Here is a 17,221-nt window from a genome sequence, read left to right as displayed (position 1 = left end):
AAAGACCCCCGCACACTGCTTACGCCGAAAAAATAGGCGAAGCAGAAGCCGCATCTGAGACGGCACCAACAAAGCCGGGGAGAATAAACCTAAGGAGAATAGGTCGTTTATGACCACGAACGTCGCTGCCGTGAGGGTACCGACACCGAACGCAGACACCGCCGCGAACGCCCGGACTGAGGGCCGCGGCCTGCAGAACCCGGAACGCGGTTTCACCCTCACCCTCAGTAATTTTGAGGGTCCCTTTGATCTTCTACTGACCCTGATTTCGCGCCGTAAACTCGACATTACCGAGGTGGCGCTCGCAGAGGTCACCGACGAGTTCCTCGCATACCTGCACGCCCTCTACGCTGAAGGCACCGAACGTGCACTCGACGAAGCCAGCGAATTTCTGGTCACCGCCGCAACCCTGCTGGAACTCAAAACCGCACGCCTGCTCCCGCAGCATCGTGAACCCCTCGAAGAGGACGTTGCACTGCTGGAGGCACGCGACCTGCTTTTCGCCCGTCTGCTACAATACCGCGCTTACCGTGAAGTTGCCGATATTTTTGCTGAACGCTGGGCGCAAGAAGCACAACGTTTTCCTCGTGCGGTAGCCCTCGAAGAACGATTCGCCCAGGCACTTCCCGAGCTGGTTTTCACCGGAGGCGCCGAAGAGTTCGCCCGCATCGCCGCAGCAGCGCTGAGCCGAACCCCCAAAGAGCCCGAACCGGAACCCGAAGAAATCGTTGAAGAACTCAACGAGCACCTGCACGTTCCGCTAACCACCATCGCGGCTGAAGAACACTACATTTTGCACAGCCTGCTCGATACCGCGGCGCGGGAACTGAGCTTCGCCGAACTGGTTCAAGGATCCGGCGAACTAGAAATCGCGGTGGTTCGTTTTCTCGCCCTGCTTGAGCTCTACAAAGAAGGTGCCCTGCACGTGGAACAGGACGCACCGCTCGGAGCTATTCGGGTACGTGCGAGCGCGAGCGCGGCACAGTTCGTGATCCGTGAAGAAACTGCAGACACCGCAGGCACACAGGATGCGCACGAAACCAGCGAAGCACCTGAACCACCAGAATCACCCCAAGTGAACGAATCTGCGAACGAATCTGAAGCTAACACGGGATCGGTAGAGGAGGATTATGAGTAATCATGGCTCACGCTTTGACCGTGAATTCACCCCCGACGACCTTGCGATCGTGAACATGGGCTACTGGGATCCGAACGCAGACGAGGATTCGGAACAGGCTGACTCGGTGCCGGTAGAGGCGGTAGAGTCTGAAATCTCGAAGCCTGCTGAGGCGGACGCTGAGCCGGCTGAGCACGAGGTAGCGGCCGCTCCTCTGGATGAGGTGACCGAAGAAGCTGAGGAGGCTGAAGCCGCCGAAACGGTAGAGGACTCCGATGGTTCCGACATTTCCGACGGCTCCGAGGAATCGCAGGAAACTGCATCCCGCGAGTCGAAGGAACCGGCAACGAAATCGGTAACGAAATCGGCAAAGATTCCGGCGGGAGGCCCCTCCACCGCACCCAGCGTGGCGGTCGATGCCGAAGCCGAATTCTCGAAGGTCGAGGCAATCCCCGGCGGCGTCAAAAGTGCCATCGAAGCGATCCTCGCCGTTGCCGAAGCGCCCGTGAGCGTGCGTGAACTCTCCGCCGCGCTCATCGTCAGCGAACGAGCTGTTGAGCACGCGCTCGACCAGTTGTACCGCGAGTACAACGGCGAAGAAAGCGGCTACGGAGAAGACAAAAACCGGGTGGCGCCCGAACCGCGCGGATTCCAGCTGCGGAACATCGCAGGAGGCTGGAAGCTCTACGCCCGCGACGACTTCGCCCCCTGGGTGGCACGCTTCGTGACCCGCTCCAAGAGCGCAACCCTCAGCAAGCCCGCCTACGAGACGCTCGCCGTGATTGCCTACCAGCAGCCGGTGACCAGGGCGAGGGTAGCCTCCATTCGAGGCGTAAACGCGGACGCGGCAATCCGTCAGCTGTTGCAACGGCAGCTGATTCGTGAAGCAGGGCGAGAAGCCGGAAGCGGCGCGACCCTCTACGAAACCACGGAGCTGCTACTGGCGAAGCTCGGGTTGAACTCCCTGGAGGAGCTGCCGGCGCTCGCGCCCTTCCTGCCCGATGACACGGAAGCCGCAGTGCTTGCCGAGGGCAACGACTAAGACAACGAATCAATAAGACGAACGAACGTTCGGGAAAAGCCTGAAACGTTCGCACTATACGACAGAAAAGAGAAGAACACCATGGCATATGGAAACTCCTCCCGCGGCGGCCGCTCTGCATCCGGTCGCCCCCAGAACTCCCGCGGTGGCCGTCCCGGCGCTGCTCGTCCCGGTCAGGGTGGTAAGCCCGGCGCTAAGGGTGCCTCCGCACGCGGCGGTCGCCCCGGCGCACCGAAGAACGGTGCGGGCAAGGGCGGCGCAAAGGGCTTCGGCGAGAAGAAGTTCGGTGACAAGAAGTTTGGCGAGAAGAAGTTCGGCGCAGGCCGCGCAGGTTCCGGCCGAGGCCGCGGCACCGAACTGCCCAAGCGCGAACGCCGCGCACCGGGCCGCCCCTACCGCTCCGGCGAAGCCTTCGCCCACGAGCGCGGCGAATACCGCGTCAGCAACTACGCTGGCCCGCACCGCCCCCGCCGCCCCCGCAACGCCCCGGTAGACCACTACGAGTTCTACGACCACGACGGCGTGCGCCTGCAGAAGCTGCTGGCTCAGGCCGGTGTGGCATCCCGCCGCGTCTGCGAAGAAATGATTACCGAAGGCCGCGTTACCGTCAACGGTGAAGTCGTGACCGAGCTGGGTGTGCGCGTGGACCCCTCCAAGGTAACCGTGCAGGTGGACGGCATGACCGTTCAGACCAACGACAAGCTCGTCTACATGGCATTCAACAAGCCCGCCGGCGTGGTCTCCACCATGGAAGACCCCGAAGGTCGCCCCTGCATCTCCGACTTCCTGCGTTCCTCCATGAGCGAGCGCGTATTCCACGTGGGCCGCCTGGACGTCGAAACCGAAGGTCTGCTGCTGCTGACCAACGACGGCGAACTGGCGAACCGCCTCACCCACCCCTCCTACGAGGTGCCCAAGACCTACCTGGTGCAGGTTCCCGGCCCCATGGAGCCCGGCGTCGGCGCAGCCATGAAGAAGGGTATTCGCCTGGAAGACGGCGTGACCCGCGTGGACGAGTTCAAGCTGGTGGACTCCACCCCCGGCCACGTGCTCGTTGAAGTGACCATCCACTCCGGTAAGAACCGCATCGTGCGCCGCCTCTTCGACGCTGTCGGTTACCCGGTTGAGCGCCTGGTCCGCGTTGAGATGGGCCCGATCCGTATTGGTTCGCAGAAGCAGGGTACCGTCCGTAACCTCTCCAAGGTCGAGATCGGTCACCTGCTCGCTTCGGTGGACATGTAATAACGCTAAGGAGTTGTCATGAGCTCGCCCGCTGAGCTTTCCGCATCTGAGCTGCCCATGGACTCAACGCTGACCGGGCCGGTGCTCATTATCGGCTCGGGTCTGCTGGGTGCCTCCATTGGTTTGGGGTTGCGTGCGGTAGGATGCGAGGACGTGTACGTCCAAGATATTTCACCCACCGCCGAGGCTGTGGCGCAGGATATCGGTGCAGGTACAAGCTTCTCCACCCTGTCGGAGCAGGAGCGCACCGCCTTCGCCCCGCAGCTGGTGGTGGTGGCTGCGCCTCCGGATAGTGCCGGTGCCGTGTGCGCTCGCGCGTTGAACACCTATGCGCCTCGACCGGAGGCGGGCTACCCCGGCGCCGTGGTGACGGATGTTGCCTCGGTGAAGGTGCAGCCGCTGGCTGATGTGCTTGCTTCGGGTGCGGATGCGTCCCGTTACGTGGGTTCGCATCCGATGGCTGGGCGTGAGAAGTCGGGCCCGGTGGCTGCTCGCGGTGAGCTGTTCCAGGCGCGTCCGTGGATTATCTGCGAGCACGATTCGGTTCGCCCCGAGTGCGTGCGTCTGGTGCGTTCTGTGGCGGTGGAGCTGGGGGCGATTGTGACTTCTCTGAGCGTTGAGGAGCATGATCAGACGGTTGCCCTGATCTCTCATGTGCCGCAGGCGATGAGTTCGCTGTTGGCTTCGCGTCTGCAGGACACTCCGTTGTATGCGCTGTCCCTGGCGGGTCAGGGTTTGCGCGATACGGTGCGTATCGCAGCTTCGGACCCGACGCTGTGGGTGCAGATTTTTGCGGCGAACGCTGACCCGATTGTGCAGACCCTCTACGGGGTGCGTGATGACCTGAACCGCCTCATTGCGACGCTGGAGAACCCGACGGCATCCGGTGCTCGCCTGGATTTGGCGCAGCTGATGAGCGAAGGCAACGCGGGCGTGAGCCGTATTCCGGGTAAGCACGGTACTGCCCCCGCCGCGTTCGCAAAGATGACGGTGCTGGTGGACGACACCCCCGGCACGCTGGCTCGTTTGCTTGCCGAGATTGGTGAGCTGGGCGCTAACCTTGAGGATTTGCGTCTGGAGCACTCGACGGGTGCCCCGGTGGGTATGGCTGAAATCTCGGTCAATCCGTCTATTCATGAGGCGCTGGTCCGCGATTTGTCGGCTCGCGGTTGGCGTGTTGTGAAGTAGAGTTAAAGCTGTATTTTCCGGCATAAAGTTTGAGACGAATTTGAAGGAGTGCTGATGCACGAGAACCCTAAACTGACGATTGCTATTGACGGTCCCTCCGGTTCCGGTAAGTCGTCTGTGTCGAAGGAAGTTGCACGCCACTTTGGCCTGGCGTACCTGGACACCGGTGCAATGTACCGTGCCGCAACCTACCGTGTGCTGGAACTTGGCATTGACCTGAACGACGCTGAGGCGATCGCGAAGGCTGTCGAGGAGATGCCCCTGGTGTTCGGTACGAACATTAAGGAAGAAGAGATTCTGATGGGCTCGACCGATATCCGTGAGGAGATTCGTAGCGAGCGCATTTCTTCGGCCGTTTCTGCTGTGGCTTCGGTTCCGGCGGTTCGTGAGCACCTGATTGGCCTGCAGCGCTGGATGATTAACCACGCTATTAACGGCATGGTCGCTGAGGGTCGCGACATCACCACCGTAGTTGCCCCCGACGCTGATGCGCGCATCCTGCTGACTGCTTCTGAAGAGGTGCGCATGGCGCGCCGCGGCCTGGAGAACTCCGAGAAGTCCGGCGCTTCGGGTGACTTGAGCAAGCAGATCGCTGAGCGTGATGCGAAGGATTCGAAGGTCAATAACTTTATGGAAGCTGCCGAGGGTGTGACCCTGGTGGACAGCTCGGATCTTGATTTTAATGCGACGGTCTCTGCAGTGATTAACGCTGTGAATGACCAGTTGAAGGCGAAGCGCGCGGGCTAGGCCCCGCCGAAACGCTGGGGGAGTGGTGCATCCGCTCCCGAGAAGACGTTGAGCCGCGCTCGCGTGCTGACCCTTGGGTTGGGCGCGGGGGCGGGTAGAGAAAGGAATGCGCATGGCTGAGGACGCTATCCGCGACGATTACGAAGATAAGTACCTGGGCGGTGGCGAGGACGACGTTATCGAGCGCCTCGCTGAGATTGATGATGAGACCGCTGACCAGCGTGCTCAGGCTCTTCTTGAGGGTCTTGAGGACTACGACCTGGATGAAGAGGACCGCGCCCTGCTGGGTGCTTGGGGCTTCGACATTGAGGAAGAGGAAGAGCAGCTTGCTGATCCGGTAGTGGCGATTGTTGGCCGCCCGAACGTGGGTAAGTCGACCATTATTAACCGTATTCTGGGCCGCCGTGAAGCGGTGGTTGAGGATAAGCCGGGTGTGACTCGTGACCGCGTGTCCTATAAGGCTGAGTGGCTGGGTAAGAGCTTCACCCTGGTTGATACCGGTGGTTGGGAGTCTGATGCTCGCGGTATTGACGCTCAGGTTGCTGAGCAGGCTGAGATTGCTGTGGAGCAGGCCGATGTTGTGGTCCTGGTGGTGGATGCCCGCGTGGGTGTGACCGCTTCGGACGAGCAGATTGTGCGTATGCTGCGCCGCGTGAAGAAGCCGATCATTCTGATTGCTAACAAGATTGACGACGCTCACCTGGAGCCGGAGATTTATAACCTCTGGTCGCTGGGTATGGGTCAGCCGTTCCCGGTGTCGGGTCTGCACGGCCGTGGCCTGGCGGATGCTCTGGACGAGATCCTTGAGGTCATGCCGGAGCACTCGCAGTTCGCACAGCCGGAGGCGCTGGGTGGCCCGCGTCGTGTGGCTCTGGTGGGTCGCCCGAACGTGGGTAAGTCGTCGCTGCTGAATAAGCTGGCTGGTTCTGAGCGTGCCGTGGTGAATGACCTGGCTGGTACGACTCGTGACCCGATTGACGAGATTATTGAGCTGGGCGGCTACCCTTGGCGTTTTGTGGATACCGCGGGTATTCGCCGTCGCCAGCACATGGCTAAGGGCGCGGAGTTCTACTCTTCGCTGCGTACCCAGACTGCTCTGGAACGTTCTGAGGTTGCCGTGGTGCTGCTGGATGTTTCCGAGCCGATCTCTGAGCAGGATGTGCGTATCGTGCAGACCGTGATTGATTCGGGTCGTGCGATGGTCCTGGCATTCAATAAGTGGGATACCCTCGATGAGGACCGCCGCTACATGCTTGAGCGCGAGATTGAGCGCGACCTGGCGCACGTGCAGTGGGCTCCTCGCGTGAACATTTCGGCGAAGACCGGCTGGCACAAGGACAAGCTGGTGCCGGCGCTGGAGCACTCGCTTGAGTCGTGGGATTCGCGTATTCCGACCGGTCGCCTGAACGCATTCCTGGGCGAGATTGTGGCCGCGCATCCGCACCCGCTGCGTGGTGGTAAGCAGCCGCGTATTCTCTTCGGCACTCAGGTGTCTTCGCGTCCGCCGAAGTTCGTGCTCTTTACTACCGGTTTCTTGGATCCGGGTTACCGTCGCTTCATTATGCGTCGTCTGCGTGAGACTTTTGATTTCACGGGTACTCCGATTGAGATTTCGATGCGTGTGCGTGAGCGCCGCTCCCTGGGTGAGCGTCAGAGCGCGAAGGCTAAGAAGGGTAAGGGCGGCCGCCGTTAGTAGCGGGGTGTGTCTGCCTGATGCCGTGTTGCTGGGCTGGCCCCTTGCTAGGCTGGCTTGGCCCCTTGTTAGGGTTGGCCCCCGCGCTGGATTCTGTGCGGAAAATCTGCGAGGAAAATCCGTGAGGAAAAGATTTTTAAGATTTTTTCTAAAAATGGGGATTCTGGCTTGCGCGGGGGTTAAAAGCCCGGTATAGTTATTCGAGTGTTCAGGGGAAACCTTGAAAACAATATCGTGAATAACGAATCGGGTTGTGGCGCAGCTTGGTAGCGCACTTGACTGGGGGTCAAGGGGTCGCAGGTTCAAATCCTGTCAACCCGACAGATAAAGCTCCGGAAGGTTTTTCCTTCCGGAGCTTTTTTGTCTGCCGTTTAGTGGTTTTTGTTTTGCTTGCTTGGACGGGGAAATACGGGAGTCGGCGCCAAAAACACGGCTGGAAGCACCGAAGTGCGCTCTCTTCCTTGGGATGGCGGGGGAGGGGCCGGCATTGCACCTGTAAAGCGGTGGGGCTTTAGGTTAGGTTGCAATTATGAGCTTCGATCTAAATGTTGGAATATGCCCGATTTTGTGGGTGTTCAGTGGTACATTGGGTACACAAGGAATCGCGTTTTAGCGGTCAGAAATTTTAGCTTTGGCACTGAATTTCCCTTGACAAATCAAGGAATATTTAGGTTTCTGTGACTAAAACACGACTTCATACACACTGAATTTCATAGCCGCAAAACCAACACGAACCCAAGTGAAGGCAAATATCCCGGTGGGATAGCCTCCCCAACGCACAAGACGACAGGGAGCCAGGCCTTATGCACACGGCACACACACCGCCACGCGCACCATTGGGTAGGCTTTACGGCACAACTCGATCCCGCCCCTCCGGGCGTGGAAAGGAACGCAATACACTATGTGGCAGCAAGTCTACGACCCGCTGAACTCGAGCGCACTCTCCGCACTCGTGGCAGCAGTCCCGATTATTTTCTTCCTTCTGGGCCTCACCGTCCTGAAGCTCAGCGGTATTAAATCTGCCGTTATCTCCCTCGTCATTGCACTGGTCATCGGTTGCGCTATCTTCGGTATGCCCATCACTGCCGGTGCAGGCTCCATCCTCTACGGCTTCCTCTCGGGCATGTGGCCCATCGGCTGGATCGTGCTCATGGCAGTGTGGCTCTACCGCATTTCTGTGCGTTCCGGCGGCTTCGAAATTGTTCGCTCCTCCATCTCCTCCATCTCTACCGACCAGCGCATCCAGATGCTGTTGATCGCATTCTGCTTCGGCGGCTTCCTTGAAGGCGCTGCAGGCTTCGGTATCCCGATTGCTATCTGTGCTGCACTGCTCGTGTCCCTGGGCTTCAACCCGCTCAAGGCCGCAATGTTCGCACTGATTGCTAACGTGAGCTCCGGTGCATACGGCGCTATCGGTATCCCCGTGACCACCGCAGCAACCCGCGGCGGCGTGGACCTGCATGCACTGTCCATCGAAATGGTCCTGGTTATCCAGATCATGGCGGCTCTCATCCCCGTACTGCTTGTTGCTATTCAGGACGGTCTGCGCGGTATCCGCGAAGTCGGTCTGGTAGCACTGATTGTTGGTCTGATTTACTCTGGCGGCCAGTCTGTCCTGCTCGCAGGCCTCGGTAACCCCGAGCTCGTCGACATCATCCCGCCGCTGCTGGCTCTGATTGCCCTGGCACTCATCATGCAGAAGTGGCAGCCCAAGAACATCTTCCGTGAGCCCACCGCTCCCTCCCTGGAAGAGGTTGAGGCTCAGCAGAGCGTCAAGCACACCGGTGGCGAAATCCTCAAGGCATGGAGCCCCTTCGTCTACCTGTCCGTCGTGATTCTGCTCTGGTCCACCGCGATGAAGCCGCTCTTTGCTAAGGGGGGTCTGCTGGCCTTCAGTAACATCACCTTCCCCGTTCCGTGGCTGCACCAGACCATCCAGCAGACCGCACCGATCGTTGCAACCCCCAAGGCAATTGACGTGACCTACACCTGGAACATCATTGGTGCTTCCGGTACCGCAATTCTGGTCGCTGCAATCATCACCATCCTGACCTCCTCCATCAGCTGGGGCGAGGCTATCGAGGAACTCGGTGCAACCTGGAAGCAGCTGCAGACCCCGATCATCATGATCTGCCTGGTCATGTCCGTTGCTAACGTCATGAACTACGCAGGTATGATTACCTCCATCGCACTGGCTGTTGCCGCTGTGGGCGCAATCTTCCCGCTGCTGTCCCCGATCATCGGTTGGATCGGCGTGTTCGTGACCGGCTCTGTGGTGAACAGCAACATCCTCTTCGCTGGCCTGCAGGCTACCACCGCACATCAGATTGGTGTCAGCCAGACCCTGCTGATTGCATCTAACACCGCCGGTGGTGTGATGGCGAAGATTGTTTCCCCGCAGTCCATTGCAATTGCTGCTGCTGCTGTGAACAGCTCCGGCGAGGAATCCAAGATTACCTCCATGGCAATCAAGTACAGCGCAATCCTGCTGGCTATCACCTGTGTTTGGAGTTACGTTCTGTCCCTGGTTGTTTCCTAAACAGCGTGAAGCTCCGATGCGTGTAACCTGCCTTCCCTGAAAGGTGAGGTACCGCGACACGGTTTAGCGAAAGCCCCCTTCTACTTCGGTAGGAGGGGGCTTTCGCGTTTCTGTATTTGTGGGCTGGGGGGGGGGAGGGGTAAATATGCATATAAGTTTCATTTGTGCACACTTAAGGTCATCCTATCCTGAAGTCTTGGGAGAGACCTGTTAGCTTAAACAGATAAAGTCATGAGCACCTAGTGAGTGGGAAAGACTTCGTTCACCACCGTCTCGCTAGGGTGTATCGCCGCGGCAAATCACCAGGCAGTCAGAAGCTCAAGACCATCACGCTTCACCGATGGGCCCATCCACGACGCAAGGATCGGGCCCATCGGTTTTTATGCGGCCCAAACGCTTCCATACAGCGCAGACGCCGTACCGGAAGAAGCGACCGCTAATACACACAGACCGAAAGGAACACCCGCCCCAATGTGGCAGCAAACCTACGACCCGCTGAACTCACCGGTGCTCTCCGCGCTGGTTGCCGCAGTGCCCATCATCCTCTTCCTGCTGGGCCTGACCGTCCTGAAACTCAGCGGCCTCAAATCAGCACTGCTGACCCTCGGCACCACCCTCATCATCGGTTGCGCCATCTTCGGCCTGCCCATCACCGCAGGTGCCGGTTCCATCCTCTCCGGCTTCCTCTCGGGCGCATGGCCCATCGGCTGGATCGTGCTCATGGCTGTGTGGCTCTACCGCATCGCCGTACGCGCCGGTAACTTCGACATCGTGCGCTCCTCCGTCTCCTCCATCTCGAACGACCAGCGCATCCAGGTGCTGCTGATTGCCTTCTGCTTCGGTGGCTTCATCGAAGGCGCGGCAGGCTTCGGCATCCCGATCGCTATCTCTGCTGCACTGCTGGTATCCCTGGGCTTCAACCCTCTCAAAGCATCCATGCTGGCGCTGGTAGCTAACGCCGCATCCGGCGCATACGGTGCTATCGGTATCCCCGTGACCACCGCAGCTAAGGTCGGCGGCCTGGACACCGCACACCTGTCCGCAGGCATGGTTCCGGTACTGCAGATCTTCGTCGCTTTCGTGCCGCTGCTGATGGTCGCAATCCAGGACGGTATGCGCGGCATCCGCGAAGTCGGCCTGGTCGCACTCATGACCGGCATCATCTTCTCCGGCGGTCAGGCAGCTATCCTGATGCTGCTCGGCTCGCCCGAACTGGTCGACATCATCCCGCCGCTGCTGTCCCTGGTAGCACTGGCGCTCGTGATGCAGAAGTGGCAGCCCAAGCACATCTACCGTGAACCCACCGCACCCAGCCTCGAAGAAGCCCAGGCTCAGCAGAACGTCAAGCACACCGGTGGCGAGATCGTTAAGGCGTGGAGCCCCTTCATCTTCCTCTCCGCAACCATCCTGCTCTGGTCCACTGCCCTGAAGCCGATTTTCGCAACCAACGGCCTGCTCGGTGCTGCAACCCTGGCGTTCCCCATCCCCGGCATTCACGAAGCCATCACCACCGGTGCCGGCAAGACCGTGACCGCGATGTTCTCCTGGAACACGCTGGGCGCATCCGGCACCGCAATTCTGGTGGCGGCACTCATCACCATCCTGACCTCGAATATCAGCTGGGGCGAAGCCTTCGAAGAACTCGGCGGTACCTGGAACCAGCTGAAGATGCCGATCCTCATGATCTGCCTGGTCATGTCCGTCGCAAACGTCATGAACTATGCCGGTATGACCACCTCCATCGCTCTGGCGCTCGCGGCAGCCGGCCCGGTCTTCCCGCTGCTGTCCCCGATCATCGGTTGGATTGGCGTGTTCGTGACCGGCTCCGTGACCAATGCTAACGTGCTCTTCGCGGGCCTGCAGTCCACCACCGCAGCCCAGATCGCTGTTGACCCGACCCTGCTTGTTGCCGCAAACACCGCCGGTGGCGTGATGGGTAAGATTGTCTCCCCGCAGTCCATCGCGATTGCGGCGGCGGCTGTGAACAGCGCAGGCGAGGAATCGAAGATTACCTCCATGTCCATCAAGTACAGCGCTATTCTGCTGGGCCTGGTCTGCGTCTGGTCCTTCGCCCTCTCGCTCATGGCTGGCTAAAGCCATTCGTGAGCCTCACACCAGGGCAGATAGCGGCATGACGCTGAACCCCTGATGATTCTGATGCAAAGCCCCCTTCTCGACCCGTGCGGTCGGGGAGGGGGCTTCATTCTTACCTGCCGCCGTATAGATTTAGGTCGGGTAGTAGAAAAGGGTCTAGCCGGAGAAAATAACTACCGACAAGGATTAAATCGTAATGACTCTTAACTAGCGTTTCATACTGTAAAAGCGCCCAGTACCTAGCAAAGGGCCCACCTGCCGCAGTGATACAGTTCTCAGTGGGCATTGGCGCCGTAGGCGAGAGCACGAGCTAAGGAACTTTTAGCTTCGAGGCCTCCAACGAGAGAACCAACGCCCCGCATCGTGGAAATATCCTTCCCCGCGCCCCCTGCCTTCAGCCAAGGCTACAACACAGACACATGATGTTGCTACGCCTTTCACGTTCAGGGACCCTCAGCGGTAGAGGCGTCGTGAGGCTACGCCTCGTACTACCCCATAAGGGCAGGCGGACGCACCCTACAGCGGCATCCAAACCGCTGTAGGTACACCCTGCGGCGAGGAAGGACATACCACTCTCATGTGGTCGCAAACCTACGATCCCCTCAACTCCCCGGTGCTCTCTGCACTCGTAGCGGCATCCCCCATTATTCTTTTTCTACTCTGCCTCACGGTTTTCAAACTCAGCGGCATCAAATCAGCGCTAATCACCCTAGCCCTGACCCTGTGCATCGCACTCGGAGTCTTCCACCTGCCCTGGACAGCAGCCGCAGGTTCTATTTTCTACGGATTCCTCTCAGCGCTATGGCCTATTGCATGGATTGTGCTCATGGCAGTGTGGCTCTACCGCATCGCGGTGCGCAGCGGAAAATTCGCCATCGTGAGGTCCTCCGTCTCCTCAATCTCAGCAGACCAGCGCATCCAGGTGCTACTCATCGCCCTCTGCTTTGCCGGGTTTATTGAGGGTGCGGCGGGCTTCGGCATCCCGATTGCTATTTCTGTAGCGCTACTGGTTGCTCTGGGCTTCAACCCGCTCAAAGCCGCTATGCTCTCCCTGGTTGCTAACGCCACCGTGGGCGCCTACGGTGCGGTCGGTATTCCTGTGACCACCGGTGCCGCTATCGGTAACGTAGACCTGGGGCACCTATCCAACCAGATGGTTTGGGTCCTGCAGATTTTTGCGGCCCTCGTACCCGTGCTCGTGGTAGCTATTCAGGACGGTCTGCGCGGCATTCGTGAGGTAGGCTTAGTAGCGCTCGCAACCGGTATCGTGATTTCTGGCATGCAGAGCATCATGCTGTGGGTCCTGCAGGACCCCGAGCTCATCGGCATTTTGCCGCCCCTTGTCGGCCTGGTGTTCCTGGCAGTCGTGATGCGTTTCTGGCAACCCAAGAACATCTATCGCGAGCCCACCGCACCGACTCTAGAAGAGCTCTCCGCACAGGACGAACCGACGTACACCCTGCGCGAAGTTGCGAGCGCCTGGAGCCCCTTCATCTTCCTTTCCATCACCATCCTGCTCTGGTCCACCGTGCTGCGCCCCGTCTTTGACCATAACGGAGCCCTGGGCTTTGCAAACCTGAGCTTCCACGTGCCCGGTATCCACCACCAGATTGGCGACGGTGAAGGCCTCGCTATCCACGCAGTCTTCAACTGGAACATTCTGGGTGCGGCGGGTACCGCCATTCTGGTGGCGGCTCTGCTCTCTGCGTTCACCTCGAAAATTACCGTCCGTGAGACTCTGCAGGAGCTTAACGGCGCATGGCAGCAGCTGAAGAAGCCCATCTACATGATTTGCCTGGTCATGTCCGTAGCAAACCTCATGAACTACGCGGGCATGACCTCCTCCATCGCTCTGGCGGTAGCTACAGCCGGTGCGCTCTTCCCGCTCTTCTCGCCCGTAATCGGCTGGGTCGGTGTGTTTGTGACCGGTTCGGTGACCAACAACAACGTGCTCTTCGCCGGTCTGCAGGCAAGCACCGCGCATCAGATTGGTGTAGACCCCGCCATGCTGGTTGCGGCCAATACCTCCGGTGGTGTGATGGGCAAGATTGTGTCCCCGCAGTCGATTGCGGTGGCGGTTGCCGCCGTGAACGAGGCAGGGCAGGAGTCGAAGGTTACCTCCATAACCATCAAGTACAGTCTCTTCCTGCTGGTACTGCTGTGCATTTGGACGTACCTGCTCACGCTCATCGTGCACTAGGCTTTTTAAGCGACTTTTCCTGTCTTCGAGGAAGAACCGGAGAGATACGCAGAACGCTCGTTGCGAGGTCATGTCGCGGCGGGCGTTCGCCGTATCTGAGGTACCCAATGTCATACGATGCGGATAATCCACCCGGCAGGAGTAGAATTAGTGTTTGTGCCCACACACCGGAGACGTGCACAGGAGAGGCTGCCCGGCTGTTATCTGTGCGTTACTCTCTCGCCCGCTGCGTGAGACACACGGCTAACAGATGACCTACTACTCAAGGAGAAACAATGCAGGCACTCGCAACGGTCACCACCGTTTTTGCCTTCGTAGCAATCGCTATTCACGTGTACATCTGGATTATCGAATCCTTCCTCTGGACTAAGCCCAAGGGTCGCGAAACCTTCGGAATGACCGAAGAATTCGCCGAGTCCACCAAGGAGATGGCAGCAAACCAGGGCCTGTACAACCTGATGCTCGCCTGGATCGCCGCAACCGGTCTGCTCGCTTTCTGGTTCGGCTCCCCGCAGGTGGGTGTGGCACTCATGTTCGCAGGCCTGGGCTCCATGGCGATTGCCGGTGTCTACCTGTTCCTCACCTCCCCGAATAAGCGTAAGCCGGCACTGATTCAGCTGACCCCGCCGCTGCTGGCGCTAATTTTCCTCTTCGTGATGATCTAACCCTGTGACAATCTAATTCAGAGCGGAACCTCTCAACGTATAGAAGCCGCGTGCTTACTCCACTGAAGTAACACGCGGCTTTTCTGCGCCCTTGGACGCGAGTACGCCAAGCGAGGGGAGCTTAGGTGAAGAGCCCCGAACAGCCTCGCCGATGCGAACCCACCAGGTGAGCGTCGACCATACCGACCGCACACATAAGCGCATAGGCGGTCACCGGACCCAAGAACACACCTCCTAGAGCTTTAAAAGATTTGGCAAGAAGCGCAGACTCGGGTGTATCTGTCGGAATATCCTCCAGGGTATGCGGCACGATAGTCTCGTGCGGCGCGAAGGACCACAGCCACGCCGACAACCCGCCCGGTACACGCGTGCCGTCGGATAGGGTGCGCTCGCGCATCCGGTTAAGATCTTCATCGCGGAGCGTACGAACTCGACGGCGGCGGGCATTCGGCGCCTCAACGCTATCCGTATTGGGTGGGGTAGAAGAGTGGGTGATAAGAGGAAGATGAACATCCTCCGCGGACGCGTCATGCGGCGTGGCGGCAAGCTCACGCATCCGAAGGGTCAGCTGTGCATTGGAGATGACCGCGCGAATCTTCCGCTCGTTACGGATAATCTCTTCGTCCTGGAGGAGTCGCGCAACATCCTGGTCGGTGAACGCGGCCACGCGTTCGGGATTGAACCCTTCGAAAGCGCGACGAAATGCCTCACGGCGGGCAAGAATCGTGCGCCAGGAGAGGCCCACCTGAAAAGCTTCGAGGCTCAGGGCTTCGAAGAGTCCCCGCTCATCGGTGACGGGCATGCCCCATTCGGCGTCGTAGTAGTCGCGCAGAAGCTTATCGGCCACCCATGTGGGGTAGCTCGGGGTGTTTTCGAGGGGGTTGGCGGGAATAGTAGGTTGCGAGGTCACGGTTTCTCCTCTATGAGATTGCTGTGCTCATCCGAGTATTTCGGAAGCATGTTCTACTTAAACACTAGCCCTAGCGTGAGTAAATCGCAAGTATATTCGATTATGTGTCGTGGTGCAGAGCAACGAAACCGAAAACAGGTACGACAGAGGGCGGAGCCTGCATCCGATGCACGCTCCGCCCTCTGATAAGTCTCAATCACTGCCGGGTGACATCGCTAGAAGAGCCGCGCCTCCCGCACCTCTTCCGGCTCCTCCAGATCGAGGAGGAACTGCTTACGTTCAACACCGCCAGCGTAGCCAGTCAAACTACCATCAGCACCAATAACGCGGTGACACGGAATCATAATAGAAACCTTATTGCGGCCGACCGCCTGACCCACCGCCTGCGCCGGAGCACCGGGGCCAACCGCACGCGAAATCTCACCGTAAGTGGTGGTGTACCCGGCAGGAACAGTCTTCAGATGCTCCCACACAATCAGCTGAAAATCGGTGCCCTCAGGATCTAGCGGCAACGTAAAAGAAGTGCGCTTGCGCTCAAAATACTCGGAGAGCTCTGCCGCAGCACGCGACAGCAGCCGCGCTGCAGCGTACTCACCGGCTGGCTCTTCACCTTCAGTAGCGCTGTGATCCCGCAGGTAGGCGTCAGGATTCTCAATCAGTCCACCAAGCTCATGGGGGAGCGGGAAGTGCGCCTGATCCTCGTACCAGATGCCGACAACCGCATCCGCGCGGGCGGCGATGTAGAGAGTGCCCACGGGGCTTGCGTAGCGCGTGTACCAGCGCGCGAGCGCTTCCGGCGGCTGCGGCGAATCGGTCGCTTTGGTCATGCTCTTCCTCGTAGGCTCGTGGGTGTGTACTGCAGATGGTGCAAGGGTAAATACCCCTTTCAACCATCATAGGGGAGGGGCGCCTCCGTACCGTACCCGTAGCGGGTTTTGTCTATAACTAACCGCTATATATGAGATGTATGCACCGCCGTTGAAACATCTTAGGACGCCCCCGTCAATTTTGCCTGAACCCCAAGAGCTGGCATTCTGTGAAGTACACACCGATACACCGCAATTCAATACTCCGGCTTCTCCACCCCGCAGCGGGTAGGGGGATGGCCTGTGTTTCTCGTGCCTCAACGATGGGTTCAACGACGACTGAAATTGCAAGGAGAAACATGGAAGACCTGAAAGACATCCGCCGGCAACTCAAGGAAAACCCGGAGAGCCGAGAACTCAATAACCGTTACGCGCAGGCGTGCCTCGACATTGCGAAAGAATATACCGTTACGTCCCAGGGACATATCTTTATTTGCTCGCCCTCAGATTTAGAAGCTGTACGGTACATCATGGCCAAGATCCCTAACGCTTCGCCTCTAGACGGCGAAACCTTGCAGGAATACAAACGCCTGGAGAGAGCCGTTACCCAAGCTCGTATGAATAGAGGCAAGCCCGGTAGCAAGATGGGCATTTACTATGCCCTCATCCTTTTTATGGTGATGCCTTCCATGGCGGCACCAGTCCTTCTGTTATGGGAACTCACCGTGCTTGGCTCAGACCACACCCGCGACCCGAGAGCTCTTATTTACCTGATTCCTGTCGCTCTCATTACCGCTGCGCTTCTCTGGGTTGGGTGGCTTTTTGAACGAATCCCCGGCTGGAAATATAACGCTCTGATCGTCGAAAAGAACAAAAAGATAGAACTAGCCAGAGCCGAAGCTGAAACACGTCAAAGTACTGACTCAAACCGTTCAGACATGGTTGCAGTATCGGACTCTGAACCGCAATCTTAAAGTA

The 17,221-nt window shown here is 58.9% G+C and carries 13 protein-coding genes and 1 tRNA gene; 12 read left to right on the top strand and 2 right to left on the bottom strand.

Going from position 1 to position 17,221, the window contains the following annotated elements; genetic code table 11:
- The first annotated feature begins 109 nt into the window (after positions 1–109).
- From HMPREF2928_RS07425 to HMPREF2928_RS07375, 11 genes are all read left to right on the top strand, one after another.
- Positions 110–1,138: a segregation and condensation protein A gene (locus HMPREF2928_RS07425; protein ID WP_070629546.1), complete on the top strand. Its 1,029-nt coding sequence runs from the start codon at positions 110–112 to the stop codon at positions 1,136–1,138.
- Positions 1,131–2,159, top strand: coding sequence for an SMC-Scp complex subunit ScpB (gene scpB, locus HMPREF2928_RS09005; RefSeq protein WP_083311399.1), 1,029 nt, complete (start codon positions 1,131–1,133; stop codon positions 2,157–2,159). Before HMPREF2928_RS07425 ends, scpB begins: the two co-directional genes overlap by 8 nt.
- An 81-nt stretch (positions 2,160–2,240) precedes the next feature.
- Positions 2,241–3,401, top strand: a complete 1,161-nt coding sequence (locus HMPREF2928_RS07415) for a pseudouridine synthase (RefSeq protein WP_070688038.1) — start codon at positions 2,241–2,243, stop codon at positions 3,399–3,401.
- Between the two features lie 18 nt (positions 3,402–3,419).
- A complete protein-coding gene (locus tag HMPREF2928_RS07410) occupies positions 3,420–4,589 on the top strand; it encodes a prephenate dehydrogenase (RefSeq protein WP_070688036.1) in 1,170 nt (389 codons plus the stop codon).
- Between the two features lie 54 nt (positions 4,590–4,643).
- Positions 4,644–5,336 (top strand): (d)CMP kinase, encoded by a 693-nt coding sequence (cmk, locus tag HMPREF2928_RS07405; RefSeq protein ID WP_049358673.1) that lies wholly within the window; start codon positions 4,644–4,646, stop codon positions 5,334–5,336.
- 112 nt (positions 5,337–5,448) lie between these two features.
- Positions 5,449–7,029 carry a ribosome biogenesis GTPase Der gene (gene der, locus HMPREF2928_RS07400; RefSeq protein WP_049358671.1) on the top strand — a complete coding sequence of 527 codons (1,581 nt, stop codon included), beginning with the start codon at positions 5,449–5,451 and terminating at the stop codon, positions 7,027–7,029.
- A 247-nt stretch (positions 7,030–7,276) separates the two neighbouring features.
- Positions 7,277–7,350, top strand: a tRNA-Pro gene (locus tag HMPREF2928_RS07395).
- A gap of 580 nt (positions 7,351–7,930) precedes the next feature.
- The gene (locus tag HMPREF2928_RS07390) at positions 7,931–9,568 is read left to right on the top strand and encodes an L-lactate permease (protein WP_070629545.1); all 1,638 of its coding nucleotides are present in this window, start codon (positions 7,931–7,933) and stop codon (positions 9,566–9,568) included.
- A 471-nt stretch (positions 9,569–10,039) separates the two neighbouring features.
- A complete protein-coding gene (locus HMPREF2928_RS07385) occupies positions 10,040–11,662 on the top strand; it encodes an L-lactate permease (protein WP_070688033.1) in 1,623 nt (540 codons plus the stop codon).
- Between the two features lie 577 nt (positions 11,663–12,239).
- Entirely contained in the window at positions 12,240–13,862 is a 1,623-nt protein-coding gene (locus HMPREF2928_RS07380) for an L-lactate permease (RefSeq protein WP_070688031.1), read from the top strand.
- A gap of 275 nt (positions 13,863–14,137) precedes the next feature.
- On the top strand, positions 14,138–14,527 hold the full coding sequence (locus tag HMPREF2928_RS07375; RefSeq protein WP_070616630.1) for a DUF1304 domain-containing protein: 390 nt from the start codon (positions 14,138–14,140) through the stop codon (positions 14,525–14,527).
- A 121-nt stretch (positions 14,528–14,648) separates the two neighbouring features.
- Here the strand turns inward: HMPREF2928_RS07375 and HMPREF2928_RS07370 are convergent, their stop codons facing one another.
- Complete coding sequence (locus HMPREF2928_RS07370) at positions 14,649–15,437, bottom strand: DNA-3-methyladenine glycosylase I (RefSeq protein ID WP_070600460.1); 789 nt, start codon at positions 15,435–15,437, stop codon at positions 14,649–14,651.
- 215 nt (positions 15,438–15,652) lie between these two features.
- On the bottom strand, positions 15,653–16,264 hold the full coding sequence (locus HMPREF2928_RS07365) for a methylated-DNA--[protein]-cysteine S-methyltransferase (protein ID WP_070688029.1): 612 nt from the start codon (positions 16,262–16,264) through the stop codon (positions 15,653–15,655).
- 338 nt (positions 16,265–16,602) lie between these two features.
- Here HMPREF2928_RS07365 and HMPREF2928_RS07360 point away from each other — a divergent pair, with 338 nt between their 5' ends.
- On the top strand, positions 16,603–17,217 hold the full coding sequence (locus HMPREF2928_RS07360) for a hypothetical protein (RefSeq protein ID WP_070688027.1): 615 nt from the start codon (positions 16,603–16,605) through the stop codon (positions 17,215–17,217).
- The last annotated feature ends 4 nt before the right edge of the window (positions 17,218–17,221 follow it).

The sequence above is a fragment of the Rothia sp. HMSC072B04 genome (assembly GCF_001813725.1).
Classification (GTDB): domain Bacteria; phylum Actinomycetota; class Actinomycetes; order Actinomycetales; family Micrococcaceae; genus Rothia; species Rothia mucilaginosa.
The sequence above is the reverse complement of the archived record's forward strand: the minus strand, read 5'-3'. Positions and strand labels throughout refer to the sequence as shown.

Coding starts and splice junctions, on each gene's coding strand:
- HMPREF2928_RS07410 (WP_070688036.1), top strand. CDS start 3,420: ATGAGCTCGCCCGCTGAGCTTTCCGCATCTGAGCTGCCCATGGACTCA.
- scpB (WP_083311399.1), top strand. CDS start 1,131: ATGAGTAATCATGGCTCACGCTTTGACCGTGAATTCACCCCCGACGAC.
- HMPREF2928_RS07375 (WP_070616630.1), top strand. CDS start 14,138: ATGCAGGCACTCGCAACGGTCACCACCGTTTTTGCCTTCGTAGCAATC.
- HMPREF2928_RS07365 (WP_070688029.1), bottom strand. CDS start 16,264: ATGACCAAAGCGACCGATTCGCCGCAGCCGCCGGAAGCGCTCGCGCGC.
- cmk (WP_049358673.1), top strand. CDS start 4,644: ATGCACGAGAACCCTAAACTGACGATTGCTATTGACGGTCCCTCCGGT.
- HMPREF2928_RS07415 (WP_070688038.1), top strand. CDS start 2,241: ATGGCATATGGAAACTCCTCCCGCGGCGGCCGCTCTGCATCCGGTCGC.
- der (WP_049358671.1), top strand. CDS start 5,449: ATGGCTGAGGACGCTATCCGCGACGATTACGAAGATAAGTACCTGGGC.
- HMPREF2928_RS07360 (WP_070688027.1), top strand. CDS start 16,603: ATGGAAGACCTGAAAGACATCCGCCGGCAACTCAAGGAAAACCCGGAG.
- HMPREF2928_RS07385 (WP_070688033.1), top strand. CDS start 10,040: ATGTGGCAGCAAACCTACGACCCGCTGAACTCACCGGTGCTCTCCGCG.
- HMPREF2928_RS07380 (WP_070688031.1), top strand. CDS start 12,240: ATGTGGTCGCAAACCTACGATCCCCTCAACTCCCCGGTGCTCTCTGCA.
- HMPREF2928_RS07425 (WP_070629546.1), top strand. CDS start 110: ATGACCACGAACGTCGCTGCCGTGAGGGTACCGACACCGAACGCAGAC.
- HMPREF2928_RS07390 (WP_070629545.1), top strand. CDS start 7,931: ATGTGGCAGCAAGTCTACGACCCGCTGAACTCGAGCGCACTCTCCGCA.